This window comes from Stenotrophomonas sp. STEN031 (assembly GCF_056759975.1).
The window spans coordinates 12,780-38,163 of the sequence record NZ_JBRREA010000007.1 but is presented as its reverse complement, the minus strand read 5'-3'; the positions used below and the strand labels follow the sequence as shown (position 1 = coordinate 38,163).

At 64.2% G+C, this 25,384-nt stretch carries 21 protein-coding genes; 10 read left to right on the top strand and 11 right to left on the bottom strand.

What is annotated here, in order from left to right:
* Nucleotides 1–249 precede the first annotated feature (249 nt).
* A complete protein-coding gene (locus tag ACVOLQ_RS04765) occupies nucleotides 250–3,105 on the bottom strand; it encodes a M16 family metallopeptidase (RefSeq protein WP_481527268.1) in 2,856 nt (951 codons plus the stop codon).
* Between the two features lie 352 nt (nucleotides 3,106–3,457).
* Here ACVOLQ_RS04765 and ACVOLQ_RS04760 point away from each other — a divergent pair, with 352 nt between their 5' ends.
* Nucleotides 3,458–3,862 (top strand): hypothetical protein, encoded by a 405-nt coding sequence (locus ACVOLQ_RS04760; RefSeq protein ID WP_313174069.1) that lies wholly within the window; start codon nucleotides 3,458–3,460, stop codon nucleotides 3,860–3,862.
* A 37-nt stretch (nucleotides 3,863–3,899) separates the two neighbouring features.
* Nucleotides 3,900–4,379: a tRNA (uridine(34)/cytosine(34)/5-carboxymethylaminomethyluridine(34)-2'-O)-methyltransferase TrmL gene (gene trmL / locus ACVOLQ_RS04755; RefSeq protein ID WP_057627589.1), complete on the top strand. Its 480-nt coding sequence runs from the start codon at nucleotides 3,900–3,902 to the stop codon at nucleotides 4,377–4,379.
* Between the two features lie 261 nt (nucleotides 4,380–4,640).
* Here trmL and ACVOLQ_RS04750 read toward each other — a convergent pair whose 3' ends face one another.
* From ACVOLQ_RS04750 to ACVOLQ_RS04730, 5 genes are read right to left on the bottom strand one after another with little or no spacing between them, the layout of a single operon-like run.
* Nucleotides 4,641–5,885, bottom strand: coding sequence for a CaiB/BaiF CoA transferase family protein (locus ACVOLQ_RS04750; RefSeq protein WP_481527267.1), 1,245 nt, complete (start codon nucleotides 5,883–5,885; stop codon nucleotides 4,641–4,643).
* Entirely contained in the window at nucleotides 5,882–7,279 is a 1,398-nt protein-coding gene (locus tag ACVOLQ_RS04745; RefSeq protein WP_481527266.1) for an amidase, read from the bottom strand. The genes ACVOLQ_RS04750 and ACVOLQ_RS04745 overlap by 4 nt, the downstream gene beginning before the upstream one ends.
* A gap of 10 nt (nucleotides 7,280–7,289) precedes the next feature.
* On the bottom strand, nucleotides 7,290–8,687 hold the full coding sequence (locus ACVOLQ_RS04740) for a phenylacetate--CoA ligase family protein (RefSeq protein ID WP_481527265.1): 1,398 nt from the start codon (nucleotides 8,685–8,687) through the stop codon (nucleotides 7,290–7,292).
* Entirely contained in the window at nucleotides 8,684–10,075 is a 1,392-nt protein-coding gene (locus tag ACVOLQ_RS04735; protein WP_481527264.1) for an MmgE/PrpD family protein, read from the bottom strand. The genes ACVOLQ_RS04740 and ACVOLQ_RS04735 overlap by 4 nt, the downstream gene beginning before the upstream one ends.
* Nucleotides 10,075–11,433 carry an MmgE/PrpD family protein gene (locus ACVOLQ_RS04730; RefSeq protein WP_481527263.1) on the bottom strand — a complete coding sequence of 453 codons (1,359 nt, stop codon included), beginning with the start codon at nucleotides 11,431–11,433 and terminating at the stop codon, nucleotides 10,075–10,077. Before ACVOLQ_RS04730 ends, ACVOLQ_RS04735 begins: the two co-directional genes overlap by 1 nt.
* 134 nt (nucleotides 11,434–11,567) lie before the next feature.
* Between ACVOLQ_RS04730 and ACVOLQ_RS04725 the strand changes: the two genes are divergently transcribed.
* The 3 genes from ACVOLQ_RS04725 to ACVOLQ_RS04715 all read left to right on the top strand — a co-directional run bounded on the left by ACVOLQ_RS04725 (nucleotide 11,568) and on the right by ACVOLQ_RS04715 (nucleotide 14,280).
* Nucleotides 11,568–12,812, top strand: a complete 1,245-nt coding sequence (locus tag ACVOLQ_RS04725; protein ID WP_481527262.1) for an acetyl-CoA hydrolase/transferase family protein — start codon at nucleotides 11,568–11,570, stop codon at nucleotides 12,810–12,812.
* A gap of 16 nt (nucleotides 12,813–12,828) precedes the next feature.
* Nucleotides 12,829–13,569, top strand: coding sequence for a GntR family transcriptional regulator (locus ACVOLQ_RS04720; protein WP_313174082.1), 741 nt, complete (start codon nucleotides 12,829–12,831; stop codon nucleotides 13,567–13,569).
* 294 nt (nucleotides 13,570–13,863) lie between these two features.
* Nucleotides 13,864–14,280, top strand: a complete 417-nt coding sequence (locus tag ACVOLQ_RS04715; RefSeq protein WP_481527261.1) for an H-NS histone family protein — start codon at nucleotides 13,864–13,866, stop codon at nucleotides 14,278–14,280.
* 710 nt (nucleotides 14,281–14,990) lie between these two features.
* Here the strand turns inward: ACVOLQ_RS04715 and ACVOLQ_RS04710 are convergent.
* From ACVOLQ_RS04710 to ACVOLQ_RS04695, 4 genes are all read right to left on the bottom strand, one after another.
* Nucleotides 14,991–16,349, bottom strand: a complete 1,359-nt coding sequence (locus ACVOLQ_RS04710) for an aminotransferase-like domain-containing protein (RefSeq protein ID WP_481527260.1) — start codon at nucleotides 16,347–16,349, stop codon at nucleotides 14,991–14,993.
* 198 nt (nucleotides 16,350–16,547) lie between these two features.
* Nucleotides 16,548–17,153, bottom strand: a complete 606-nt coding sequence (locus tag ACVOLQ_RS04705; protein ID WP_481527259.1) for a DUF6436 domain-containing protein — start codon at nucleotides 17,151–17,153, stop codon at nucleotides 16,548–16,550.
* Nucleotides 17,150–17,434, bottom strand: coding sequence for a hypothetical protein (locus tag ACVOLQ_RS04700; protein WP_057627610.1), 285 nt, complete (start codon nucleotides 17,432–17,434; stop codon nucleotides 17,150–17,152). The genes ACVOLQ_RS04705 and ACVOLQ_RS04700 overlap by 4 nt, the downstream gene beginning before the upstream one ends.
* Before the next feature lie 48 nt (nucleotides 17,435–17,482).
* Entirely contained in the window at nucleotides 17,483–18,895 is a 1,413-nt protein-coding gene (locus tag ACVOLQ_RS04695) for an aminotransferase-like domain-containing protein (protein WP_481527258.1), read from the bottom strand.
* A gap of 182 nt (nucleotides 18,896–19,077) precedes the next feature.
* Here ACVOLQ_RS04695 and cyoA point away from each other — a divergent pair, with 182 nt between their 5' ends.
* The 5 genes from cyoA to ACVOLQ_RS04670 all read left to right on the top strand — a co-directional run bounded on the left by cyoA (nucleotide 19,078) and on the right by ACVOLQ_RS04670 (nucleotide 23,676).
* On the top strand, nucleotides 19,078–19,977 hold the full coding sequence (gene cyoA / locus ACVOLQ_RS04690; protein WP_481527257.1) for a ubiquinol oxidase subunit II: 900 nt from the start codon (nucleotides 19,078–19,080) through the stop codon (nucleotides 19,975–19,977).
* A 5-nt stretch (nucleotides 19,978–19,982) separates the two neighbouring features.
* Complete coding sequence (gene cyoB / locus ACVOLQ_RS04685) at nucleotides 19,983–21,965, top strand: cytochrome o ubiquinol oxidase subunit I (RefSeq protein WP_303748706.1); 1,983 nt, start codon at nucleotides 19,983–19,985, stop codon at nucleotides 21,963–21,965.
* A complete protein-coding gene (gene cyoC, locus ACVOLQ_RS04680; RefSeq protein WP_481527256.1) occupies nucleotides 21,962–22,591 on the top strand; it encodes a cytochrome o ubiquinol oxidase subunit III in 630 nt (209 codons plus the stop codon). The genes cyoB and cyoC overlap by 4 nt, the downstream gene beginning before the upstream one ends.
* A 2-nt stretch (nucleotides 22,592–22,593) precedes the next feature.
* On the top strand, nucleotides 22,594–22,926 hold the full coding sequence (gene cyoD / locus ACVOLQ_RS04675; protein ID WP_481527255.1) for a cytochrome o ubiquinol oxidase subunit IV: 333 nt from the start codon (nucleotides 22,594–22,596) through the stop codon (nucleotides 22,924–22,926).
* Nucleotides 22,927–23,001: 75 nt separating this feature from the next.
* Nucleotides 23,002–23,676, top strand: a complete 675-nt coding sequence (locus tag ACVOLQ_RS04670) for an SCO family protein (RefSeq protein WP_481527254.1) — start codon at nucleotides 23,002–23,004, stop codon at nucleotides 23,674–23,676.
* 127 nt (nucleotides 23,677–23,803) lie between these two features.
* Here the strand turns inward: ACVOLQ_RS04670 and ACVOLQ_RS04665 are convergent, their stop codons facing one another.
* Nucleotides 23,804–25,150, bottom strand: coding sequence for an alpha/beta hydrolase (locus ACVOLQ_RS04665; protein WP_481527253.1), 1,347 nt, complete (start codon nucleotides 25,148–25,150; stop codon nucleotides 23,804–23,806).
* Nucleotides 25,151–25,384 lie beyond the last annotated feature (234 nt).

Below are 25,384 nucleotides of genomic sequence, written 5' to 3'. Positions count from 1 at the left end.
GCTCGGCAGGGGCTTTACCAGCAAAAGCTGCCCTCACCCCAACCCCTCTCCCGTAAACGGGAAAGGGGCTCAAAGCAAAAACTACCCCTCCCCAGCCCTCCCCTTCGCTGCGCGAAAGGGAGGAGGCGGAAATGTAGAGCCGAGCCATGCTCGGCAGGGGCTTTACCAGCGAAAGCTGCCCTCACCCCAACCCCTCTCCCGTAAACGGGAGAGGGGCTTAAGCCGAGGCGGCGGGCTGCGCCCTGCCGCTTACTTCTTCTCCACCGGCTTGCCGTCGGCGTCGATCACGGTCACTTCGCCCAGCTTCAGTGCGCGCACCGGGGCCTCGGTCTGCTTCAGGTCGCCTACCACCACCCAGGTCAGCTTGGACGGATCCAGGGTCTTGGCGGCCTCGGCAACCTGCGCCGGGGTCATCGCTTCGATCTCGGCCTTGCGCTTGAACACATAGTCGTCCGGGCGGCCATAACGCACGATGCCACCGATGGTGCTCATCACCGCCGATGCGGTTTCGTAGGCACCGGGCAGGCTCAGCGTCTGGATGTTGCGGATACGGTTGACCTCGGCATCGGTCGGCGGACGCTGGCCGCTGGCGAACTGGCTGATCTCGGCGTTCATCTCCTTCATCGCATCACCGGTCTTGTCGATCTGTACCGGTGCAACCGCCATCCACGGGCGCTGGCCCAGCGCATTGGAGGCCGACGAACGCGCGCCGTAGGACCAGTGCTTGTCCTCACGCAGGTTCATGTTCAGGCGCGAGGTGAAGTCGCCACCCAGCACGCCATTGGCGATGTCGAAGCGGGTGGTGCCCGGGTCCATCGTCGACGGCGCCACTTGACCGGCGAACAGGTTGGCCTGCACCGCGCCCGGCTGGTCGATCAGGAACACGCGCGATGCCTGCGGGCGATCCACATTGGTCAGGGTCTCCACCTTCGGCCGTGCGCCCTCGCCCTTCCAGTCACCGAAGCTGCGCTCCAGCAGCGGCACCAGGTCTTTCATGGTGGTGTCACCGACCACGATCAGGGTGGCGCCTTCCGGACGAATCCACTGCTTGTGGAAGGAAGTCAGGTCGTCGCGGGTCAGCGACTGGATCGCCGCTTCATTGCCGCTGCCAGTGAACGGAATCGCATACGGGTGGCCGGCGCCGTACAGCAGCGGCGGCAGCACGCGCATCGCCACCGCGTTCGGCTGCGCCTTTTCCTGCTGGATGCCAGCAATCCAGGTGGCCTTGATGCGGTCGATCTCGCCCTGCTCGAAGCGCGGTGCACGCACCACGTCGGCATACAGCGCCAGCGACGGCGCCAGGTTTTCCTTCAGTGCCGACAGGTACACGTTGGAACCATCCAACGACGCACCTGCGCTGACGCGGGCACCCAGGCTTTCCACAGCATCGGCGAACGCCAGCGAGCCGAGCTGGCCAGCGCCTTCGTCCAGCATGCCCATGGTGAAGTTGGCGGTGCCCGGCTTGCGGCCACGGTCGGCGGTGAAGCCCCCCGGGAACTCATAGCTGAACTGCACCACCGGAACATCATGGCGCTCGGCCAGCACCACCTGGGTGCCGTTCTTCAGCGTTGCACGCTGCAGCTGCGGGAACTTCAGTTCCGGGAAGCTGGTGGTCTTGGGCACGCCGGCGCTGCGATCCACCTGGCTCGGCAGCGTCTTGTACTTGGGGTCCACGGCGGGCACGTTGAACGGCGCCGGCTTGACCGACGGCAGCTCGGCCAAGGCAACGCGCTCGCCCGGCTCGACCACCAGGGTGTGGTCGCCCACGCCCAGCCACTTGGCACCGGCAGCCTTTACGTCTGCAGCGGAAGCCGCCTCCACATTGGCCAGCGAGGTGCGGAAGCAACCCGGGTTGCCTTCGTAGACGGCGCACTGTGCGAGTGCGTCGGCCTTGCCGCCGAAGCCACCAATACGCTCGATGCCACGCACGAAGCCGGCACGTGACTGCACCTTGGCGCGCTCCAGCTCATCGGCAGTCGGGCCTTCGGCGATCAGTCGCTTCAGTTCTTCGTCGATGGCCGCCTCGACCTTGGCCGGGTCCACGCCCTGCTTGACCGTCGCCATGATCAGGAAGTTGGAGCCGAGCTGCGAGGCATCGGTCATCGCGCTGATGTTGTCGACCAGCTTGTCCTTGTGCAGCAGGCGCTGGTCCAGCCGCGAGGACTTGGCGCCGCCCAGCACGTAGGAGAACAAGTCGAGCTGATCGATATCGGTGGTGCCGACCTGGGCCACGTTCCAGGCGCGGTAGATGCGCGCCTGCGGCACCTTGTCGGTCATCACTTCGCGGGTGGTGGCAGCGCGCTGCGCAACGTTCACCGCCGGCTGCGCCATGGTCGGACCAGCCGGAATGTCACCGAAGAACTTGGCAGCCTTTTCCTTGGCGGTGGCCACGTCGATGTCACCGGCCAGCACCAACACCGCGTTGTTCGGGCCATACCAGGTGTGGAACCAGGTTTTGACGTCGTCCAACGAGGCGGCGTTGAGATCGTTCATCGAGCCGATCACACCGTGGTGGTACGGATGGCCGGCCGGATACATGGCACGGGTCAGCTTGTCCCAGACCTGGCCGTAAGGCTGGTTTTCGCCTTGGCGCTTTTCGTTCTGCACCACGCCGCGCTGCTCATCGAGTGCAGCCTGATCGATGGCGCCGACCAGATGGCCCATGCGGTCCGACTCCATCCACAGTGCCATGTCCAACGCGGTGGTCGGCACGTTCTGGAAGTAATTGGTGCGGTCGGTATTGGTGGTGCCGTTCTGGTCGGTGGCGCCGACCTGCTTGAAGGGTTCGAAGAACTCGCCGTCGTGGTTTTCGCTGCGCTGGAACATCAAGTGTTCGAACAGATGTGCGAAGCCGGTGCGGCCAGCCGGTTCGTCCTTGGCACCGACGTGGTACCAGATGTTCACCGCCACGATCGGTGCCTTGCGGTCGGTGTGCACCACCACGCGCAGGCCGTTGGGCAGGGTGAACTCTTCATACGGGATGTCCACCGACGCAGCGGCAGCGGCCGGCTTGGCCTCCGCAACCAGTGGCATGCCAACAAATCCGCCGAGGGCGGCACTCAGGGCCAGGGTCAACAAGGCGGTACGGGGCATAGCTGCGTTCATTCCATTTCCCTTGGGTATGAAGGTGAACGCAGATCCTAACCGGGCACCGTCACAACGGCATACGCCATGCGTCATGGGTAACGAAGCAGCTGCGCCGGTGTCCGTCCGGTCACTGCAGACGCGGGGAGTGTCCGGACAGCGGACACTTTCCATAAACAACAATTCTTTATTTATCAATCAGATGCGATTGGCACGCATCCTGCTGCCTGTTACTCGCAGCCAGATCGCTTCAGACGATAAATGACTGATTACTGAACAAAACAAAAAAAGTAGCGAAAGTCCTTGCGCTACGAAAATCACTGTACTACCTTACTACCACACCACTGCCCACACACACCAAACAGGTCCCGCCATGAACGCCAAGTCTCTCGCCCTTGCCATCGCCCTGGTCGCCAGCACCGGCTTTGCTTCTTCGGTCCAGGCTTCGGATATCGTCACCCTCGACGCCGTACAGGTCCGCCCTTCCGCTGATCAGCTGGCGCAGGCCCAGCACGAAGCCAACAGCAACATCCCGACCCTGGCTGTCGTGCAGGTCCGCCCGACCGTCGGTCAGATCGTCGAACTGATGGCCGAACAGACCGCCAGCCAGCTGGCCTCCGCCAGCCCGGTCGCCATCGGCACCCGCGCCGGCCAATGGATGGTGTCGCTGCCGGCTATCACCGTCCGCCCGGAGGTGGAGCAGGTGCAGGCCATGGCAGCTGAAGCCGCCGCCGAAGCCATCGGCAAGGTCGTCGCGCAGGGCATGGTTTCCAACTAAGCCAGCGATGACGCAATACCCGGCGTAAACTGCGCCGATGACTTCTGCCCCTGTTTTCGATGTAGTGCTTTACCAGCCCGAGATCCCGCCGAACACCGGCAATGTGATCCGGCTCTGCGCCAACACCGGCGCGCGGCTGCACCTGATCGAGCCTTTGGGTTTCGACCTCAGTGACAAGCAGCTCAAGCGCGCCGGCCTGGACTATCACGAGTACGCACAGATGCAGGTCCATCCGGACCTGGAAACCGCCTTGGCGCGCATCGCCCCGAAGCGTTTGTTTGCATTGAGTACCCGCTCCAGCGTTCGCTATGACACCGTGCAGTTCGCCGATGGCGATGCCTTCCTGTTCGGCCCCGAGACCCGTGGCCTGCCGCAGGATCTGCTTGATTCCCTGCCGGATGGCCACCGCCTGCGCCTGCCGATGCAGCCCAACAACCGCAGCCTGAACCTGTCCAACTCGGTCGCCGTGGTGGTGTATGAGGCGTGGCGGCAGCAGGGGTTCCCTGGCGGGGCGTGATTGGCGCTTTGTTTTTTTTATTTTTGTGGGAGCGGCGTAAGCCGCGAAGCTGGCAATGCGTCGGCTGACAGTTGATCGCCAAAAGCACCCCTCCCCAACCCTCCCTTTGGCTGCGCCAAAGGGAGGGAGCAGAGCGGGTCGCGGCGACCTGACAGATTGCAGGCATGCGCCCCCTCCCTTTGGCGCAGCCAAAGGGAGGGTTGGGGAGGGGTAACGCTTTTAGCTTTTAGCTTTTAGCTTTTAGCTTTTAGCTTTTAGCTTTTAGCTTTTAGCTTCAGCAGCAAACCCAACCACACCCAACTCCTGCAACACCCGCAGCCGCTCGCCATCAACAGCAAGCACCTCACCCAACACCTCAGCGGTGTGCTGCCCCAGCACCGGCGCCGCCTGCTCATGACGCAAGGGCGTCGCCGAGAACTTCAGCGGGTTGCGCACCATCGCCACACTGCCGCCGCCGGCATGCGGCAATTCGATCCGCAAACCACGCGCCTGCACCTGCGGATCGGCAAACACCTGATCGATGCGATTGACCGGATTGGCCGGCACCACCGCTTTCTCCAGCGCCGCCAACCACTCAGCCGCCGGCCGCGTGCGCAACACCTGCTGCAGATGCGGCACCAACATCTCGCGGTGGGCAACCCGTGCGTTGTTGCTGGCATAGCGCGGATCGCGCGCCAGCTCCGGCTCACCGATCACCCCGCACAAGCGTGCGAACTGGCCATCGTTGCCCACCGCCAACATGAAATAGCCATCAGCGGCCGGCATCACCTGGTACGGCACGATGTTCGGATGCGCCGTGCCCTGCCGGGTCGGCACCACACCGCCGATCAGATAGTTGGAGGCCTGGTTGGCCAACCAGGCGACCTGGGTATCCAACAATGCCAGATCAATCTGCTGACCCACGCCAGTACGCTCGGCATGACGCAACGCAGCCAGGATCGCCGTCGCCGCATACATCCCGGTCATCAGATCGGTCGCCGCCACACCTACCTTTTGCGGGCCTGCACCCGGCGCGCCGTCCGGTTCGCCAGTGACGCTCATCAATCCGCCAATGGCCTGGATCGCCGCATCGTAACCAGCGCGCTGCGCATAAGGACCATCCTGGCCGTAGCCGGTGATCGAGCAATACACCAGCTTCGGGTTGATGGCCTGCACGCTGGTGTAATCCAGCCCGTACTTCTTCAGGCCGCCAACCTTGTAGTTCTCCACCAGTACGTCGCAGTGCACGACCAGCTCGCGTAGCAGCGCCTGTCCTTCGGCGGTGGTGAAATCAATCGCCACCGAGCGCTTGCCGCGGTTGGCGCACAGGTAATACGCCGACTCGCTGCTGTCATTGCCCTCGGCGTCTTTCAGATAGGGTGGCCCCCAACTGCGGGTATCGTCACCCACGCCAGGCCGCTCGACCTTGATGACATCGGCGCCGAAGTCGGCCAGCACCTGGGTGGCCCAGGGGCCGGCAAGGATGCGCGACAGGTCGAGAACACGAACACCATCGAGCAGCTTCATTGCGGCCACCAGGTCTTGCAGGCTTCCGGCAGCGCGGGCTGCCAGCCAATCGCTTGCTGGAACGCCTCCGCCAGCGCAATCAGCGTGAGTTCGTCGCCCACATTGCCGATCAGCTGCATGCCGGCGGGCAACTCTCCCGCAGTTACCGGCAGCGGTACCGACAAGGCGGGGTTGCCGGCAAGGTTGGCGTAAGCGGTGAGGTCGGCCTGACTGGCCGGCACCGGGGTGCCGAAGGCGAATGCACGCTGCGGCGCAGTCGGCATCACCAGCACGTCGCAACGCGCCAGCCACTGCTGCAGCTGCACCTGGCCACGGTCGGCCAGTTGCGAGGCGGCAGCCAGTTCGGCAGCGCTGCGGCCTTCGGCCCAGGACATCAGCTTGACCAGCAACGGCGAGAATTTGCTGCGATCACCGGCCCAGGCATCGGCGTGTTCGACCAGCAGTTCGGCTTCGCTCATCAGCAGGCCGGCGCGACGTGCGCGGGCCGAGGCAAATGCCGGCGCCGCCAACGGCTTCAGTTGATGGCCCAGGCCAACCAGCACGCGCAGCCCATCCTCGAATGCGGCCTGCACGTCGGGCGCGACATCGGTTGCGTCGAACAGGTCCACTACGCCGATACGCAGTCCCTGCACATCTGGCGCTGCGTATTGGATGAAGCGCGACTGCGCGCTGTCCGGATCGAACCCGGACATCAGCTGCAGCAATAGACGCAGGTCACGCGCCGAACGCGTCAACGGGCCGATGTGATCCAGCCGCCGGCACAGGGCCACCGTGCCGCGCGTGCTGATCGCGCCCCAACTGGGCTTGAGCCCGACCACGCCGCAATAGCTTGCCGGGATGCGCACCGAACCCATGGTGTCGGTGCCCAGCGCCGCTGCGCACAAGCCCGCCGCAACCGCTGCACCGCTGCCGCCACTGGAACCGCCCGGCGTATGACCGTGCCTGTGCGGGTTGTGACAGGCACCGTAGAACGGGTTGTCGTTGTCGGCGCCCATCGCCGCTTCATGCATGTTGAGCTTGCCGACAATCACCGCACCCGCCGCCCGCAATGCCGCCACGGCAGGATTGTCGGTGACAGCCGGGGCACTGTGCCGACGGGTTTCCATGCCGGCGGTGGTGACCATGCCGGCCACATCGATATTGTCCTTGACCGCGATCGGCAGGCCTTCCAACGGACGCGCCAGGCCACGTTGGCGACGTTGCTGGGACTGCGCGGCCGCAGCCAATGCGCCTTCCGCATCGATGTGGATATAGCTGTTGATCTGCGCCTGGCTGGCGGCAATGGCCGCCAGCTGCTGCTCGATCAGCTGCGTGCAGCTGATTTCGCCGGCCGCCAGCAAGGCTGCCTGTGCCGTCATGTCCATGCTCAACAACTGCGCATCGGCCTTGCTCACGCGGTCTTCCTCAAGCGAAACGTTTATCGATCAGGCGTACCGGCTTCTGCCGTACCTCGATACCGGTCAACGCCGCCAGCTCACCCGGCGCCGCCAGCACGATGCTCATTTCAACACCGAGGCGCTGGCGCAGCAACGCAGCGAACTCCGCGGCCAGCTGTGCGTCATCCAGCGCGCCTCGGGTTTCGACGTGCACGGCCAGATCATCGCGGCCGCCTTCGTCGCGGCTGGCGACACAGATGAACTCACCGGCGAACGCGGCGTGTTCTTCCAGTACCGGCGCCATCGCCTGCGGGAATACGTTGATGCCGCGGATCTTGACCATGTTGTCGCTGCGGCCGAGGAAACCCTCGATGCGGCGCAGGTTCATGCCCAGCGACGACGGCGTGGTCAGCACGCGGGTCACGTCGTGGGTGTTGAAGCGGATGATCGGGTAGATGTCGTCCTTGTACAGGCAGGTGACCACCATGTCGCCGGTGTCACCGTCAGCCACCGGCGTACCGCTGTCGACGTCGAGGATTTCGACGTACTGCGCGTCTTCCATCAGGTACAGGCCATCCTGATCCGGGCCCTGCCCGGCAATCGCGCCGGTGTCGCCCACGCCATACCAGTCGTACAGTTCGACACCGCCCCAGGCCGCCGACAGCGACTCGCGCGATTCACGACCGAGGTGGCCGCAGATCATCCGCACCGGGATGTCCTTGCCCGGCACCAGACCGTTCTCGCGGGCCACGTCGGCCAGCTTCTTGATGTAGTCGGCGAAGCCAACAATCACATTGGCGCCCATGTTCTTCATCAGCTGCACCTGCTGCGCCGAGCGCATCTCGATGCCGGTGCCGGCCGAGCAGAACAGCGCCTGCGTGTAGTGCGTCACCGCCTCGCGCACGTAGTGGCCGCCGTTGATCATGCCGTGGCCGTAGACCGAGTGCACCACGTCACCGGGCTGCATGCCCTGCCAGCGGTACAGGCGCGCCAGCAGCAGGCTCTGCACTTCGCGCGAATGCGGCGAGAACACCAGCGGCTGCGGGCGGCCGGTGGTACCGGAGGTGGTGTGGAACACCAGCGGCTTGTTGCCGGCTTCGGTGCCGTCCTGCCAGCCGTGGAAATCACCCAGCGGCGGATTGGCTTCCACCGACGCCATGATTTCGTGCTTGCCGAATACCGGCAGCTTGGTGATGTCATCCAGGCTCTGGATGTCTTCAGGCTTGATGCCTGCATTGCCCCACAGGCGCTGGTAGAACGGGATCTGCCAGGCGCGGGCCACGCAACGCAGGAACATCGCGTTCTGCTCGGCACGCAGTTCCTCGCGGCTGATGTTTTTGAACTTGTCGGTGAAAGCCTGGTCCAGCGGGAACTGCTTGAGCAGCTCCTTGACATCGAACGACTCGAAATAGGTGGCGTAGGTCATGGGGTCTCGACAATCAGCAGGTCGACCAGCTGCCTGACATCGTCGATGTCCTGCAGATGGTCGAAGTGGGAGATCAGGGCATTGCGGTGGCCGGCATCGAACGGACGCGCGGCGTGGTCAAGGCAGTGGTGGAACTTTTCCAGTTGCTGGGCGCGCGACAGCGGCCGTTGCGGCGAGCCGATGGCGGCATCCCGGTGGTTGTGCAACACCTGGCCATCACGCAGGGTCACCGTGATCGACTGCGGCACCAGTGCATTGGGGTCTTCGCAGTCATTCGGCATCAGGCTGACCTGCGTGGCGAACGCCGCCAGCCGTGCGTCGGCCAACTTCTCCCGCGCATACGCCGACAGGCCGACCTTGCCATCCAGCAAGACGGTGCCAAGCAGGAATGGCAGGCAGAGTCGTGCGTAGCTCGTCTCCATCGCGGGCTGATAGCTGCGGCCGACCAGCCGGCGCACCAGCGGCGGTGCCTGCAATTCGATGCGGGCAACATTGTCCAGATTCAGGCCGTGCTGCTGGCGCAGCTCCATCAGCATGTCCTGCGCGGCATGCGCGGCGCCGCCGGTCGGGAACACCTTGTGGCTGACAGTGAGGATCTGCGCTTCGCGTGTGGCCAGTTTCTGCAGCGCCGGGCCGACATCGAACTCGCCTTCAATCAACGGCAAATAACCGAACGGACCTTCCAGCATCTCGCGCGGCGCCGGGAAGCCATTGCGCGCCAGCTCCCAGCAGCTCAAGGCGGCGCGCGCGTTCAATGCGACCTGCAAGGCCAGGGTCGGCGATCCTTCCACATGTGCCTGCATGGTGCCGGACAGATGGCTGTAGGTCAGGCCGAGCGCGCGTCGCAGGAGCTCCTCATCGGCGCCGTGCAGGTGGGCGATACCCGCTGCCGCACCCAGTGCGCCGCACATCGACGGGCGGAAGAAACGCATCGGTGCCCGGCCGCTGATGCCGATCAAGGTAGCTACATCGACCGCAACATTGAGCGCTGCGATCAAGGCCTTGCCATCGACCGCCACAGCATCAGCATTCGCTCGTTGCTCGGCGGCGGCAAACAGCGCCGACTGGATCACCGCCAGTGGATGCACTACCGCCGGCATATGCACGCAATCAAATTCCTGGCTGTGTATCTGGTAGCCATTGACCATCGCGGTGCTCGCTGCAGGCATGGCTTCACCGGTCACCCAGACCCGCGCGGCATTGCCGCTGCCGAAGCTCGCGGCAGTGCGTCGAACAGTTTGGGTCAGTGGCACCTGCGGACCGGAGCCGGAGATGCCCACCGCCACCGAATCCATCACGAAGACCCGCGTTGCCGCCACCGCTTCCGGTGACAGGTCGTCAAAACGCAGCGTGCTTGCATGCTGCAACAATGCTTCAGTCAATCGCATCAGGCCACCCGCGCCAACATGGCGTTCAAGGCATCCAGACTGCCGCCTTCGGCCAGCGCCTGCACCTGCCCAAAGAGGGGTTGCGCCAGGCCCGCGGATACGCCACCCCATTGTGCCAAGGCCAGCGCCTTGGCCAGCACATCCTCGGCCGACATCGGGCATTCCGGGTCGCCCCAGGCATCGACGCGCTCGGCCTGCACGCTGCGGCCATCGGCCAGCCAAAGCTGCACGTTGGCGCCGTAGTGCGCGGGGAACCGCTCGCTGCAGGCCGCATCGGCGACCAGCGCGATGCGCTGCCGCCACGGCGCCAGCTCGGCATCGCTACAGGCTTCGGCGGTGTAGTGCTCCAGTTGCGGCCGACCATTGACCAGGATCGAGGCCAGCGCGTGCTGCAGGCTGAACTTGGCCTCCAGCTCGGTCTGCGGCTGGGCGCGGTCGCAGAAGCGCAAGGCCTCGGCATAAGTGCGTACTTCGATGCGTTCAATCTGCGCAATGTCTGCTACATCGAGCTGCGCCATCGCTTCCAGCATCGCATCGATCGCCGGATGTGCATGCCGGCAGGCCGGCCACGGCTTCAGGCTGGTGCTGTGGATCAGCCAGTTGTCCTCATCGGCAACCACCAGTTCCGGCACGGCGTCCGGCGCGGTAGCGGCAAACAGCCCCTGCTCGCCTTCCAGTATCCTGCGCGGCCCACGCATGCCAGCCAGCGCCAATTGTGCCGCCAGCCAGCCACTGCGTGCGGCCTCTGCGTTATGCAATGACTTGGTCGGCACCGGCTCGTGGCGCATCTGCCACAGCCCGCCGGTGCGACTGCCGGCATTGCCCAGCGCGTCGGCCAGCGATTCTTGTGGCAGGCGCAGTATTGATGCTGCCGCTGTGGCGGCACCAAAGGCGCCAGCAGTCGAGGTAGGATGCCAGTAACGGTAATGCGCCTTGCCCAACGCACGGCCGACGCGGATCGTGGCCTCATAGCCACGCACGATGGCATCGAGCAGCGCCGTCGCATCCGCGCCTTCGGCCTGCGCCGCAGCAAGTGCAACCGGGATCACTACCGGGCCAGGATGCAGGATGGCCCCCCGATGCACATCGTCCATTTCCAGCACATTGCCGAGTGCGGCATTCAGCAGCAGGGCGTCGGCGGCAGTTCGCCGGCCCGCCCCCAGAGCAACCACATTGCCACTGGCCTGCGCCTGCACCACCGCGCGCAGCTGGTTTGCAAGCGGGTAGCGCAAGGCAGCCAAGGCGCAGCCCAGCCAATCGACCAGCAACAACGCGGCGCGTTGCCTGGCGGCGGCATCCACCGGCCGTTGCAGGCGCCGGGCAAGCTGTTCGGTAAGGCTGGCAGCAGGCGTGGTCATCGCGCGATGAGGTCTCGGTGCAGGCCCGCAACAGCGGGTTTGGGTGGTGGGAACGGCAACCGCGTGAAAGGAGCATAACCGACTTTGTCCGGACATATCATATGATCCGTCTCCCGAACGCTGCAATCCGCCCCATGCCCCGAATTCTGGATGTCGACACTTTCTTTGATTACCTCGCGCAAGGACCCGAAGTCTTCGCGCCCGGCTGTGCCGGCCATTCCTTGCTGTTCGAACACTGGCTGCGCAGCGGTAGCGAGCGCTGCGGCGGGCTGCGCTTCACCGGCGTGCACATCCCCACGGTCAATACCTTCGACTTTGCCGGCCTGCACGCACAGGCACGCCAGCGCACGATCTTCCTCAGCGGCGATCTGCGCAGCTCGTGGCTGGATGGCCGCGTCGACTACCTGCCGATGACCTATACCGCCACCTGGCGCTGGCTGCGCGAAAGCGTGGCCTTTGACACCGTCCTCGTGCAGGTGGCCCCGCCGGACGAGGATGGCAACTGTTCGCTGGGCATTGCCTGCGACTTCACCCCCGCGGTATGGCCGCGCGCCACCCGCATCCTGGCGCATATCAACCCGCGCATGCCGCGCACGCGCGGGCCGTCGATCCCGTTGGCGCGGTTTACCGCCGCCATCGAGCAGGATGCGCCGTTGCTGGCCATTCCCGATCCGCCTGCCGATGCCGCGATGGACGCGGTCGCCGCGCAGGTCGCCACCCTGGTGGAAGACGGCGCGACCCTGCAGCTCGGCCTGGGCCGCCTGCAATCAGCGGTGCTGCGCGCGGTGCGCGAGCGCCGCAATCTGCGCATCCACAGCGGCATGGTCTCGGACGGGCTGCTGGGCCTGCTCGAATCCGGTGCGCTGTCGGCGGCACCGGATGCAATGGTGGCCGGCGTCGCGCTGGGCACACAGGCGCTGTACGACATCGCCCCGCGCAGCATCAGCTTCCGCGAGGTTGGCCATACCCACGACCACAACGTACTGGGTGGTATCCCACGCCTGACCGCCATCAACAGCGCGTTGTCAGTGGATCTGCTGGGCCAGGTGAACGGCGAATTCCTGTCTGGACGCCAACTGAGTGGTGTGGGTGGCCTGCCCGATTTCCTGCAAGGCGCTCGCCAATCGAGTGCCGGTCGCGGCATCATTGCACTCCCTGCCAGTACCCCGAAGGGCGAAAGCAGGATCGTGCCGATGCTCCCCGCCGGTCCCGTAAGCCTTGCCCGCGTAGATGCCGACTGCATCGTCAGCGAACATGGCGTAGCCGATCTACGCCATCTCGATGTCCATGCACGGGCCCAGGCCCTGATCGCCATCGCCGCACCCGAACACCGTGAACCCCTGCAGCGCAGCTGGCAGGAACTCTCGCTCAGACTTTGAACAAGGATCTGTACATATGACTGGTACGCGACGCAGCAAGCCCCGCTATGCCGAACTGGGCGACTTATTGCAGGCGGCAATCGAGAAGGGCGAGTACGCCGTTGGTACCTTGCTACCCACCGAGCTGGAGTTGTGCGAACGCTTCAGCGTCAGCCGCCACACCGCACGCGCAGCCTTGGCGCAACTGATCAGCGCCGGCCTGGTGCAGCGCCGGCCCGGCGCTGGCACGCGGGTGATCGCGCAGAACTCGGCGATGCGCTACGAGCATGAGATAGACACCGTTGATCTGCTGATGCAGTACGGCAACAGTACCCGCCTGCAGGTGCTGGAAGCCGAGCGCAAACTGGCCGACCCTGCGATGGCGCAGCGCCTGGACATCCACGAAGGCAAGGAATACCTGCGCCTGCACTGCCTGCGCCTGGAAGAACAGACCCGCGAGCCGATCGCCGTCACCGAGATGCTGATCCCGGTGCGCACCGGGGTGCCGACCGAGAAACTGCTGGAAGTGGCCGGCGCCGCGCGGGCGCTGGCCAAGTTCCTCGACCCGACCAAGCTGTCGCGGGTGGAGCAGGTATTCGATGCAGCCTCGTTTGAAGCGGCTGATGCCAAGCTGCTGGACATCAAGAAGAGCGAGCCGGCAATGCGCGTGCAGCGCCGTTACCGCGATGCCAATGGCCGCCTGCTGCTGATCGCGACCAGCCTGCACCCGCCGGGCCGGTTTGCGTACTCGATGGTGCTTTCGCGCAATCACCGCTGATCGAAGCCACCCGTATTTGCGCCACCCGAGACCCGATGTCAGATCCCTGGCATCGGGTTTCTTTTAGGTCCCGCCAAGGAAGTAGCCCGGGTAAGCGCAGGGCCCCCCGGGGATTGGGGTCCCCGGGATATTTCCCCCCCCGGAGAAAACCCCCCGGGGCGGGGGGGGCCATACCGGGGCTACGCGGTCTAGGCCCCCCCCAATTCACTGCGTTCCGGCCCCCAATGCCGCCCCGCCGACCCTGTTTCACAGCGGCAGCTTGACACTCCAAAGCCAAGAACTGACGCTTACGCCATGAGTATCGACCTAACCCCCCTTGATCTTCGAGAGCTGAACACTCTCATCCGCGCCGCACAGGACAGGCACAAAGCGCTCACCCAACGTCAACCTGCGGAAAAGGTCAGGCGCAAACTCACCGCATTGGCCAAGCAGACCGGCTATACGATCGAAGAGCTGTTCGGCCCGGGGGCCGATGCCGCGGCCGTGAAGAGCAAGCCAGCCCGGCGCAAGGGGCCAAAGGTCAAGCCCAAGTACCGCGACCCGGAAAACCGTTGGAACACCTGGACCGGCCGCGGCAAGATGCCGCTCTGGCTGGCCTCCAAGATCCGCTTCGGGCAGACCACCACCGATTTCCTGATCCCCGGCGTGGCAAAGCTCACCCCGAAGGAAACGGTGCTGACCGGCAAGCGCAAGCTGTTCAAGCAGGGCTGAAGGCGGCGGACCAGCGATTGATGCCGCTCTTGTAGGAGCGGCGTCAGCCGCGAAGCTGGTGGAAATTGAACTGCGGCGTTGCATGGCTCCCGGCTACGACTGGCTGGTTTGCTTCGCGGCTCCTGCGGCAACGCTTGTAACGCTCCTGCCGAGCATGGCTCGGCACTACATTGCAGCTTTGCTTGTAAAGCCTCTGCCGAGCATGGCTCGGCACTACAGGCTTGTGCTGCGCCTGCAAATGGCTGGCGATGCACGCTTTTGCCCCCTCCCTTTGCCGCAGGCAAGGCGAGGGTTGGGGAGGGGTGCTGTTCGCGGTTGATCTTCGGTTGATGCATCGTCAGCCTCGCGGCTTACGCAGCTCCTGCAACATTGCTTGTAAAGCCCCTGCCGAGCACGGCTCGGCACTGCACCCCCTCCCTTTGCCGCAGGCAAGGGGAGGGTTGGGGAGGGGTGCTGTTCGCGGTTGATCTTCGGTTGATGCATCGTCAGCCTCGCGGCTTACGCAGCTCCTGCAACATTGCTTGTAAAGCCCCTTCCGAGCATGGCTCGGCACTACAGCTGGGGCATTGCTTGTAATGCCTCTTGCCGAGCATGGCTCGGCACTACAGCTGGGGCATTGCTTGTAATGCCTCTTGCCGAGCATGGCTCGGCACTACAGTTGCGGCATTGCTTGTAATGCCGCTTGCCGAGCATGGCTCGGCACTACGGGTTCATGCCGCGCTGCTTGAATCCGGGGTGTCGACCAGTTGGTTGATGCGGCGCAGGGCGCTTTGCAGTTGGCGTCGGTTGCTTGCCTGCCCCAATGACAGCCTGAAGCCTCGGCTGCGCTGTGCGCCGTCCGGCCTGAATGCCGATGAAGGCGATATAGCCAGACCCTGCAGCTGGGCGGCACGCACAAAACCTGCATCGGTCCAAGGTTCGGGTACGCTGCACCAGGCATGTAACCCGGCTGCCTGCACCTTCAACGAAGGCACCAGCAGATGAGCGGCCAGCGCGGTGCGTTCGTGTGCTTCATCCAACACCTGATTCAACAATGCAGTCGCCGAACCATCCAACAGCAGCTGGCTTACCAGCGCCATCACCAACGGGTGGCCCATCAAACAGATCGAACGCAACGCCGTCGCCAGCGCTTCGGCATGCTGCTCCGATGGACAGCGAACGAACGCAGTGCGCAGACCCGGGCTGATCGCCTTCGACAAGGTTGATACGTAGTACACATGCGCCGGTGCCAGCGTCGCAATCGGCGCTGGCTTTTCCACAGCGTGATGCCAGTAAGGATCATCCTCGATGGCCAGCAGATCCAGCCGCTGCAGCACACGTGCCAGCTCAACCCGTCGCTGCGAGGGAATCGTCAACGCCGTCGGGTTGTTGCAGGTGGGATTGAGGTAAACCACGCGCGCCCCGCTCTGCCGCGACGCACGCTCAAGCGCGTCCGGGCACATCCCCTCCGCATCGCCATCGACCGGCAGCAAGCGTCGTCCCAAGGATCGTGCCGCCTGCAGCAGGCCCGGATACACCAGGTGATCGCAGAGAATCACCTCGCCTTCCTGGGTCTGGCTTATCAGGATCGAGGCCAGCGCCGACTGCGCGCCCTCCGCCACCACCAACGCCGTATCGGCAATATCGCCAAGCATCGGCTGCAGCCAACTTATCGCTGCATGTCTGTCAGTCGGGCTGCCGCCAGCGAGGTGATACGTCATCAGGTTGGGCGCATTGCTGCGTGCGAGCACGGCAGCAGCGCCACGTCGCAAGGCATCGTTCAAAGCCAAGGCATCCGGTACCGGTGGCACGTTCATGCTCAGGTCCACCGGTTGCCCGAAGGCGGCTTTCGGCGGTGCGATGAAACTGCCCTGCGGACCGCGCGCTTCGATCAGTCCGCGTCTGCGTGCTTCATGGAAGGCGCGCGTCACCGTGGTCAGGTCGATGCCGAGCTGCTTGGCCAAGGCGCGCTGCGACGGCAGGCGATGGCCGGGCACCAGCTCGCCGGTGTTCATGCTGCGCTCGATGCTGTTGACGATGCGCAGGTAGATCGGGCCGTTGCTGCGCAGCGCGCTGTCCATCCAGTTCATCGCCAAACCCCATATTTAACGGCAAAAACTGCGACATCCTGTCGCACCATGTATGGACGATGTAGCCACGTATTGTCTGCATCAGCGGCGGGTGCCTGCTCACAACCATCGGTCGGTTGGAGCGGGTACCCGCTGTGTTTTGTGCGCGGACAGAACGTCCACGCACGCTGGCATGCATGCGGATTCATCAGCAGCGGATCAAGGTTTGCTTTGCCAAGGGCAGTAACAACCCACCGCCAGCAGTCCACGCGGGCGCACGGTCTGTCCATCAACCAGCTTGTCGAGAATCGGCTCGACAAAACTATTGGCCGAGTTGCAGACCATGCCAATGCTGTACGGACCGGCGTAGGCCAGATGCCCTGCCCTGTCCCAGATCGCAACCGCAGGGCTGGCCGGGATATGTTCGGCACCTTCGATCGTCGCCAGTTCCGTCAAACGACCACGCAGATACTCGGGCAACTCGCCTGTGGTGCCCGGGCGGCGCACCGCGTAGAAATCGATGTTGGCGCGGCGGTACATGCTGATCAGATAGCTCAGGTGCGCCCCGGTTTCGCGGTTGCAGACCTTGCAGGCCGGGTCCCAGAAATGCACAACGCGGATACGTCCGTTGGCACCGGCCAGTTCCGGCGGCAGCTTGAGTTGGGTGTCGTCGAAGACGATGGCCTGCTCGGCGAAAGTGGCCTGCTCGCTGAGGCCGAAGTACTGCCACAGCGCTGTCGCGATACCGGCCATCAGCACACAGCCCGCCGCGATCCACAGCCGCATCCCACGCCGGCGCGGCGATGCGCCGTTGTGCGGGCTCACGAGGCGGCGTCCGCGCCGAACTTGTGCTCGTACTGTTCCAGCATCTCGGCGCAGGAATCTGCCTGGGCGCGGCGGTAGATCTCGGTGCGCTCCGGCGCGCGGCTGCGCTGCAGGCACTGCTCGATAGCCGCGCGCTCACTGGCCTGCACGTCGGCGGTCTGCGGCCGCGAGCAGACATAGACCAGCGACGCCAGCGCCAGCACCACGAAACCGGCGCAGCCCAGCATCACCAGATGAAATTTCAGCTTGTCCCGACGCACAGCAGCTACCCGCATATCCATACAAGATATGCAATGTATCACTTTTGTATGGATATGACCGGAGGCCAGTTAAACGATAGCCTGCGTCCGCGTCTCAGGCGCAGCCGAGATGACCTCGGTGAGCTTGGTCAATGCCGCCGCCAGACTGTGCTGGTCCACCGCTCCGCCCAAGGACAGGCGGATGGCATTGCCGGCCTGCTCCTCGATGCTGAAAGCCTCCGAGCTGGCGATGCCCAGGCCCTGCGCCTGCGCGGCCTGGATCAGCCGGTACTGGTCCAGCCGTGGCGGCAACGGCAGCCACACATGCAGGCCGGACGGGTGCGCCTGATAGGGCTTGGGCAGGATGCGCGCGGCGATCTGCTGGCGTTGGCGCAGCTCCTGCTGGAAGCGGCGCACCATCTCATCAGCCTGGCCGCTGCGGATCCAATGCGAGGCCACCGCCACCATCGACTGGGTCGGCATCAGCGCGATCGAGCGCAAGGCGTCCAGCAGCGGCTCCATCGGCTCGCCCGGCGGCACCACCAGATAGGCGGTGCGCAGGCCCGGCGCCAGGCACTTGGACAGGGTGGAAACGTAGTAGACCGGCGCGTCCGGGTGGCTATCCACCGCCAGCGGCGGCGCTGCATCGGCGGCCAGCAGCCAATATGGATCGTCCTCCACCACCGCCACGCCATGGCGGCGGGCAATCGCCAGGATGGCGGCACGGCGGGCCTGCGACATGGTCGCGGCGGTCGGGTTCTGGATGGTCGGGATCAGGTAGATCAGGGCCGGCTTGCGCTGCTGGCAGGCTGCTTCCAAGGCGTCAGGCAGCATGCCTTCGGCGTCCATGGCGATGGGGACGATGCCCCGCTGCAGTACGCGGGCGGCGGCCAGCAGGCCCGGATAGGTGAGCTGTTCGGCGGCGATCAGGTCACCCGGCTGGGTCTTGGCCAGCACGATGGCGCATAGCGCGGCCTGCGCGCCGGGGCAGATCACCACCCGCTCGGCGGAGACGTTGCCCAGGATCGGCGCCAGCCACTGCACGGCGGCCGCGCGGTCATCGCGGGAGCCGGCGCCGACGTGGTAACTCATCAACTCACCCTGCCCCAGCTGCTGGCTGAGCTGCTGGAAGCCGCGCTCCATGCTCTGCGCGAACGGGCTGCTGCCCAGCAGCGGCGGGATGTTCATGCTCAGGTCCACCGAGGTGGCGCTGTTGCCGGCCGACATGGCGATGAATGTGCCGCCGGCGCCCTGCGCGTCGAGCAGGTCAGACTGGCGCAGCTCGGCGTAGGCACGAGTGACCGTGGTCAGGTCCACGCCCATCAGCTGGGCCAGGTCGCGTTGCGGCGGCAGGCGGTCACCGGGTTGCAGCACGCCATCGTCCACGGCATCGCGTACCTGCTGGGCAATCTGCAGGTAGAGCGGACCGCTGCCCTCGGCGAAGGGACGGACCCAGGTCCGGTTGGGCTTTTTCAGGCGTCGGCCTGCGGCTGGCTGCTGCATCGGGTGAACCTTCCCTGCTTTGTACGTGCACCAACCCATACAATGTTGTATCTTGTATGGACTTGACTGGATCAGCAATCCTTTTGTAGGCACCGCCGTACGGACAGTGTAGCCGCTCCCGGCCTATGCGCCGGGCATCGGCGGTCCCCGCTCAAGAGCTCCTTCAACAGGGTCGACCTTCAATGAATATCTGCTGGAAACGCATCCGCCCAGCGCTGGCCGCTTTGGCATGCGTGGGCCTGTCTGGCTGCAACTGGGTACTACTGGACTCCAAGGGCGACGTGGGCATTGCCCAGCGCGACCTGATCCTGATCTGCATCGCCTTGATGCTGATCGTGGTGATACCGGCCATCGTGCTGACCTTCGTCTTTGCCTGGCGCTACCGCTCCGGCAATACCAAGGCCAAGTACATGCCCGATTGGGCGCACTCGACCAAGGTGGAAATCGTGGTCTGGGGCGTGCCCCTGATCATCGTCGCCGTGCTGGCCGTGATCGTGTGGAAATCCACCCACGCGCTTGACCCTTACAAGCCGCTGGATATTCCCGGCGAGCCGCTGCATGTGGAAGTGATCGCCACCGACTGGAAGTGGGTGTTCGTCTACCCGGACCTGGGCATCGCCACGGTCAACCAGCTCAACTTCCCGGCCGGGCAACAGCTGGCCTTCGACATCACCTCCAACTCGACGATGAATACCTTCTTCATCCCGCAGCTGGGTGGGCAGATCTATGCGATGGCCGGCATGCGCACGCAGCTGCATCTGGTGGCCAACGAGCAGGGCAAGTTCGACGGCATGTCGGGCAATTACAGCGGCCATGGCTTCTCCAACATGAAGTTTGTCGCCACCGCGATGAGCCAGCCGCAGTTCGATGACTGGGTTGCGCAGGTGCGGCAGTCGCCGGATCAACTGAGCTTCGACGAATTCAAGCGTCTGGCCGCGCCCACCCGCAAGGAACCGGTGCGCCACTTCGCCAGCGTCGAGCCGCTGCTGTTCAAGAAGGTCATCGACCAGTTCATCGGTGTGGGTGAGAACACCGCGGCCACGTCCGGCCACAACGCAGCTTCCAAGGCCTCCCAGGAGTAATGAGCATGTTCGGTAAGTTGACGTGGGACGCCGTGCCGTTGCACGACCCGATCGTCGTTGTGACATTGGCGGGCATGGTGCTTGGCGGCATCGCATTGCTCGCCGCCGTCACCTATTTCAAGTTGTGGGGCGTGCTGTGGCGCGACTGGTTCACCACCGTGGACCACAAGAAGATCGGCATCATGTACATCGTGGTGGCGCTGGTGATGCTGGTGCGCGGCTTTGCCGATGCACTGATGATGCGCGCGCAGCTGGCCGCGGCCGGTCCCGGCAGTGATGGTTTCCTGCCACCGGAACACTACGACCAGATCTTCACCGCGCATGGCGTGATCATGATCTTCTTCGTGGCCACACCGTTCGTGGTTGGCCTGATGAACATCGTGGTGCCGCTGCAGATCGGCGCGCGCGACATGGCCTTCCCCTTCCTCAATGCCTTCAGCTTCTGGATCTTCGTGGTCGGCGCTGCGCTGATGATGATCTCGCTGGGCCTTGGCGAGTTCGCGATGACCGGCTGGGTGGCGTACCCGCCGTTGTCCGGCATCGAGTTCAGTCCAGGGGTAGGTGTTGATTACTACATCTGGGCGTTGCAGGCCTCCGGTGTCGGCACACTGCTGACCGGCGTCAACCTGTTCATCACCATCCTGCGCATGCGTGCGCCGGGCATGACCTTGATGAAGATGCCGGTGTTCACCTGGACCGTGCTGGTCACCAGCGTCATCATCATTGCCGCGTTCCCGATCCTGACCGTCGCCCTCGGCGCGCTCACCCTGGACCGCTACCTGGACTTCAACTTCTACACCAATGACCTGGGTGGCAACCCGATGATGTACGTCAACCTGGTGTGGGCCTGGGGCCACCCGGAGGTGTACATCCTGGTATTGCCGGCGTTCGGCATCTTCTCCGAGATCACCGCCACGTTCTCGCGCAAGAAGCTGTTCGGCTACAAGTCGATGGTGGGTGCAACGCTGGCGATCGGCATCCTGTCGTTCGTGGTGTGGCTGCACCACTTCTTCACCATGGGCTCCGGTGCCAGCGTCAATGCCTTCTTCGGCATCATGACGATGATCATCGCGATCCCGACCGGCGTGAAAATCTTCACCTGGTTGTTCACCATGTATGGCGGCCGCGTCGAGTTCAGCGTGCCGATGCTGTGGACCATCGCCTTCCTGGTCACCTTCACCATCGGCGGCATGACCGGCGTGCTGCTGGCCATCCCGGGCGCGGACTTCCTGCTGCACAACAGCCTGTTCCTGGTGGCCCACTTCCACAACACCATCATCGGTGGCGCGCTGTTCGGCTACCTGGCCGGCTTCGTCTACTGGTTCCCGAAGGTGTTCGGCTTCACCCTCAACGAGCGCCTGGGCAAGTGGTCGTTCGCCTGCTGGATCATCGGCTTCTACCTGGCCTTCATGCCGCTGTACATGCTCGGCTTCATGGGCATGACCCGGCGCATGAACCAGTACGACAACCCGGCGTGGACGCCCTACCTGATTGCCGCCTTCGTCGGCGCGCTGTTCGTGTTCGCAGGCATCGTGCTGATGCTGGTGCAGATCTACGTCAGCATCCGCGACCGCAAGCAGAACCAGGACATCACCGGCGACCCGTGGAATGCACGCACGCTGGAATGGCAGACGCCTTCGCCGCCGCCGTTCTACAACTTCGCCGTGGTGCCCAAGGCCGACACCCTGGACGCCTTCCACGAAGCCAAGAAGCAAGGCCTCCCCAAGCCGCCCAAGCACTACGCACCGATCCACATGCCGCGTAACACCGGCGTGCCGCTGATCCTCAACATCTGGATCCTGGCGCTGTGCTTCGCCTTGATCTGGCACATCTGGTGGCTGGCCGGTGCGAGCTTCGTGGCGATGATCGTCACCTTGATCGTGCGCTCCTACGACGAGGACGTGGATTACTACGTCAGCGCCGAAGAAGTGGCCGCCATCGAGAACCAACACCAGAACAAGCTCAAGCAGCACAGGGTGATTGCATGAACATCATGTCCAACGTCGCCGTAGACAACGCACAGGTGGCCGAGCACAGCCATGACGACCATGGCCACGACCAGGGCGGCATGAAGGTCTTCGGCATGTGGGTCTACCTCATGTCCGACCTGGTGCTGTTCGGCTCGCTGTTCGCCTCCTACGCGGTTCTCAGCAACGCGTATGCAGGCGGCCCGACCGGTGCCGAGCTGTTCTCGCTGCCGTTCGTGCTGGTGGAGACCTTCCTGCTGCTGGTATCCAGCATCACCTATGGCCAGGCCGTGCTGGCGATGCACCGCCAGGACAAGCGGGCCGTGCTGACCTGGCTGGGCGTGACCTTCGCACTCGGTGCCGGCTTCATCGGCATGGAAGTGTATGAGTTCAACCACCTCATCCACATTGGCGCCGGCCCCACCACCAGCGCCTACCTGTCCGCGTTCTTCGCGCTGGTTGGCACGCACGGCCTGCACGTGGCCAGCGGCCTGATCTGGATGGCGGTGGTGATGCACCAGGTGAAGCGTCGGGGGCTCACCCCGACCAACGTCACCCGCATCTCCTGCCTGAGCCTGTTCTGGCACTTCCTGGATCTGGTCTGGATCTGCGTCTTCACCTTTGTCTATCTGATTGGAGTGTTCTGAACATGTCCGACAACGACACCTCCCGCGCCGGCAGCGGACATGGCTCCACCAAGTCCTACCTGATCGGCTTCGTGATCTGCGCCGTGCTCACCGTCATCCCCTTCCTGCTGGTGATGAACCCGACGCTGTCGCGGCCATTGACGATGGCCCTGCTGGTCGGCTTTGCCGTCGTGCAGATCATCGTGCAGCTGATGTACTTCCTGCACATGAACCGCTCCTCGGAGGGCGGCTGGAACCTGGCCAGTTTTGTTTTCACCCTGGTCATTCTTTTCATCGTGGTAGCGCTCTCCATCTGGATCATCTGGAGCATGCACTTCCACATGATGGTCAACTGACGCACGCAACGGGCCGGCACACCATGCCGGCCCGTCGCATGCAGTTCGGCTGTCCGTCCTTCAGCGACCATAGCCATGTCCCGCACCAACACCCCCGCCACCGGCCTCGCCGCACTGGCCCGCAAACTGCACCTGTCCACCATCGCGATAAGCGCCGCCACCCTGCTGCTGGTCGCCTGTGCCGCAAAGCCCAAGGTGGATTTCTACGGCAAGGACATCGCCTGCGAAGCACTCGGCCAGCAATGGACAATGCCCGACAGCACAGGCGTAAACCGCAGCCCGGCCGATCTCAACGGCAAAGTGACGTATCTCTTCTTCGGCTTCACCAGCTGCCCAGACGTCTGCCCCACCACCATGGTGGAGTTGAACCGCGTAAAGCACCTGATGGGCTCGGACGCCGACAAACTGCAGGTGATCTTCGTCACCGTGGACCCGGCACGCGACACGCCAGCTGTTGCCGAGACTTATGTAAGAGCGTTTGACCCAACTGCGACTGCGCTGGTTGGTGACGATGCGCAACTGGCCGCAATGGCAGCATCGTTCAAAGCCTTCTACGACCGCGAAGAAGGCAAGCACCCCGGCGCCTACTCGATGAGCCACACCGCAGGCGGCTACGTATTCGATCGCCAAGGACGGCTGCGTTTGTTCGCGCCATACGGCATGCCAGTAGAGCAGCTGTTTTCAGATGTGCAGCGACTAACGCTGGAGCCAACACGCCCAAACCCAGCAATCTGTGACGCAACCGGATAGCCCCGAACCCAAGCGATCCAAGCCCCTCTCCCGCCCGCGGGAGAGGGGTTGGGGTGAGGGCAGAACAAAACCACCAACCCCAAACCTCCAACACCCCAACCAAACTCAGCAGCAAGACCCAACCAACTCACCGCTCAACACACCTACCACCAACCTCCCCCCCAGCAACAAACACCCCAACCGCCTCAACAAAACACCCTGGCGCAAAGTAAGCCAACAAATGCGCCCCACCCTCCACCGTACTAAAGCTCACCTTCCCAGCCTTCCCAAGCACAGCCGCATGCTCCACCGCCCCCGCATACGCCGTATTCGGATCCAGGGTCCCATGCACAACCAAAGTCATCGGTAGCACCCCAGGCGACTTCCCAAACCAAGCATCCTTCGCATAAGCAGGCACAGGCGCCCCCACCAGAAACCCCGGGATCGCGCTGACAAACAAAGCCCCAGCAGCCTCCTGCTCCACCAACTCGCGCGTAAGCCCCGGCCGCGCGTTGTTCTCCGACGCCGAGATCAACATCACCAGCGGCAACGAAGGCTGGTTGTTACCGCCCTGCCCCATCCGCGCCATCGCCGTCTTCAACTCCGCCACCGTCGCCAGCAGCGCGGACGTATCGTCCACCGCCAGCCCATCAACGATGTCGGGAATACGCGCACGCAGCGCAGGGAAGTTCAGCAGCGAGCCCAGCAACCGGCGCAGATCACCACCCGGCACCTCGTCCTTCCACGGCGCCGTCGGCGCAGCGGCCAGCACACGCTGATAGACCGCCACCTTCTGCTCGCCCAGCACCGCACGCCCCACTGCATCCACCAGCGCCGTGCGCCGGCTCAGATCCCACTGCTCGGTGGTCTCCAGCGGCACCAACCCATCCAGGATCAAACCATCCAGCGGCATCGACGCCACCTGCAGCGCACGCAAGGCCAGCTGCGTGCCATACGACACCCCATACAGATAGGTCGGCCCATTGCCGCGATAGCGCGACATCAGCAGCGCAAGATCCTGCGCCGCCTCGGTCACCGAGAACGCCTGCGTGCGCGCCGCATCCGCATACATCGCGCCAATGCAGCCACCCCACTCGCCCCCGGCCAGTGCAACACCATCGGCGCTGTCCGCCGCCTCCTGCACCGGGCAGATGCGCTCCGACCGGCCCACGCCGCGATGGTCCGGAATCACCAGGTCATAACCGGGAAACGCACGCCGGAAGGTCGCAACCACCGGATACAACGACGCCCCGGACTCACCAGGCCCACCAGCCAACAACCAGACCTCCCCACGCCGCTCCACCGTCTCGGCCGGAAACCACCGCACGAACAGCTTCAGCGAACCATCGGCCGGCAACGCATGCCGCAGCGGAACATGGGTAGTGACACAGAGGCTGCCTTTCAGTGCAGGAGACGAATCCGCATCAGCGCAGGCCACCGGCGCCTCGAAAGCCAGCTCCGCGCGCGGGAAGCGCTGCAAACAGTGCAGCCGCAAGAACAACAGATCGAAGCATCGACTTTCATCCCCTGATGAGCAGGCGACAGAATGCCAGTGTGTTGGGGTGGCGGGAATGTCTATCGGTAATGGGTGATTGGGGGCTGAGCACGCCTAAGTGCTGCTTGGTGCCGCCGAGCTCTTACGGGGTTCAGAAATAATTGCGGGTTGGTGTTCCTCGATCGAACTGAAACTCCCGAGCTCGCCGGCCGACAAGACCCCAGTCTCCTTGGT

Bases quoted from the DNA above. Each gene is read 5' to 3' on its own strand.
- ACVOLQ_RS04765 (WP_481527268.1), bottom strand. From the start codon at position 3,105: ATGAACGCAGCTATGCCCCGTACCGCCTTGTTGACCCTGGCCCTGAGT.
- ACVOLQ_RS04760 (WP_313174069.1), top strand. From the start codon at position 3,458: ATGAACGCCAAGTCTCTCGCCCTTGCCATCGCCCTGGTCGCCAGCACC.
- trmL (WP_057627589.1), top strand. From the start codon at position 3,900: ATGACTTCTGCCCCTGTTTTCGATGTAGTGCTTTACCAGCCCGAGATC.
- ACVOLQ_RS04750 (WP_481527267.1), bottom strand. From the start codon at position 5,885: ATGAAGCTGCTCGATGGTGTTCGTGTTCTCGACCTGTCGCGCATCCTT.
- ACVOLQ_RS04740 (WP_481527265.1), bottom strand. From the start codon at position 8,687: ATGACCTACGCCACCTATTTCGAGTCGTTCGATGTCAAGGAGCTGCTC.
- ACVOLQ_RS04735 (WP_481527264.1), bottom strand. From the start codon at position 10,075: ATGCGATTGACTGAAGCATTGTTGCAGCATGCAAGCACGCTGCGTTTT.
- ACVOLQ_RS04730 (WP_481527263.1), bottom strand. From the start codon at position 11,433: ATGACCACGCCTGCTGCCAGCCTTACCGAACAGCTTGCCCGGCGCCTG.
- ACVOLQ_RS04725 (WP_481527262.1), top strand. From the start codon at position 11,568: ATGCCCCGAATTCTGGATGTCGACACTTTCTTTGATTACCTCGCGCAA.
- ACVOLQ_RS04720 (WP_313174082.1), top strand. From the start codon at position 12,829: ATGACTGGTACGCGACGCAGCAAGCCCCGCTATGCCGAACTGGGCGAC.
- ACVOLQ_RS04715 (WP_481527261.1), top strand. From the start codon at position 13,864: ATGAGTATCGACCTAACCCCCCTTGATCTTCGAGAGCTGAACACTCTC.
- ACVOLQ_RS04710 (WP_481527260.1), bottom strand. From the start codon at position 16,349: ATGAACTGGATGGACAGCGCGCTGCGCAGCAACGGCCCGATCTACCTG.
- ACVOLQ_RS04700 (WP_057627610.1), bottom strand. From the start codon at position 17,434: ATGGATATGCGGGTAGCTGCTGTGCGTCGGGACAAGCTGAAATTTCAT.
- ACVOLQ_RS04695 (WP_481527258.1), bottom strand. From the start codon at position 18,895: ATGCAGCAGCCAGCCGCAGGCCGACGCCTGAAAAAGCCCAACCGGACC.
- cyoA (WP_481527257.1), top strand. From the start codon at position 19,078: ATGAATATCTGCTGGAAACGCATCCGCCCAGCGCTGGCCGCTTTGGCA.
- cyoB (WP_303748706.1), top strand. From the start codon at position 19,983: ATGTTCGGTAAGTTGACGTGGGACGCCGTGCCGTTGCACGACCCGATC.
- cyoC (WP_481527256.1), top strand. From the start codon at position 21,962: ATGAACATCATGTCCAACGTCGCCGTAGACAACGCACAGGTGGCCGAG.
- cyoD (WP_481527255.1), top strand. From the start codon at position 22,594: ATGTCCGACAACGACACCTCCCGCGCCGGCAGCGGACATGGCTCCACC.
- ACVOLQ_RS04670 (WP_481527254.1), top strand. From the start codon at position 23,002: ATGTCCCGCACCAACACCCCCGCCACCGGCCTCGCCGCACTGGCCCGC.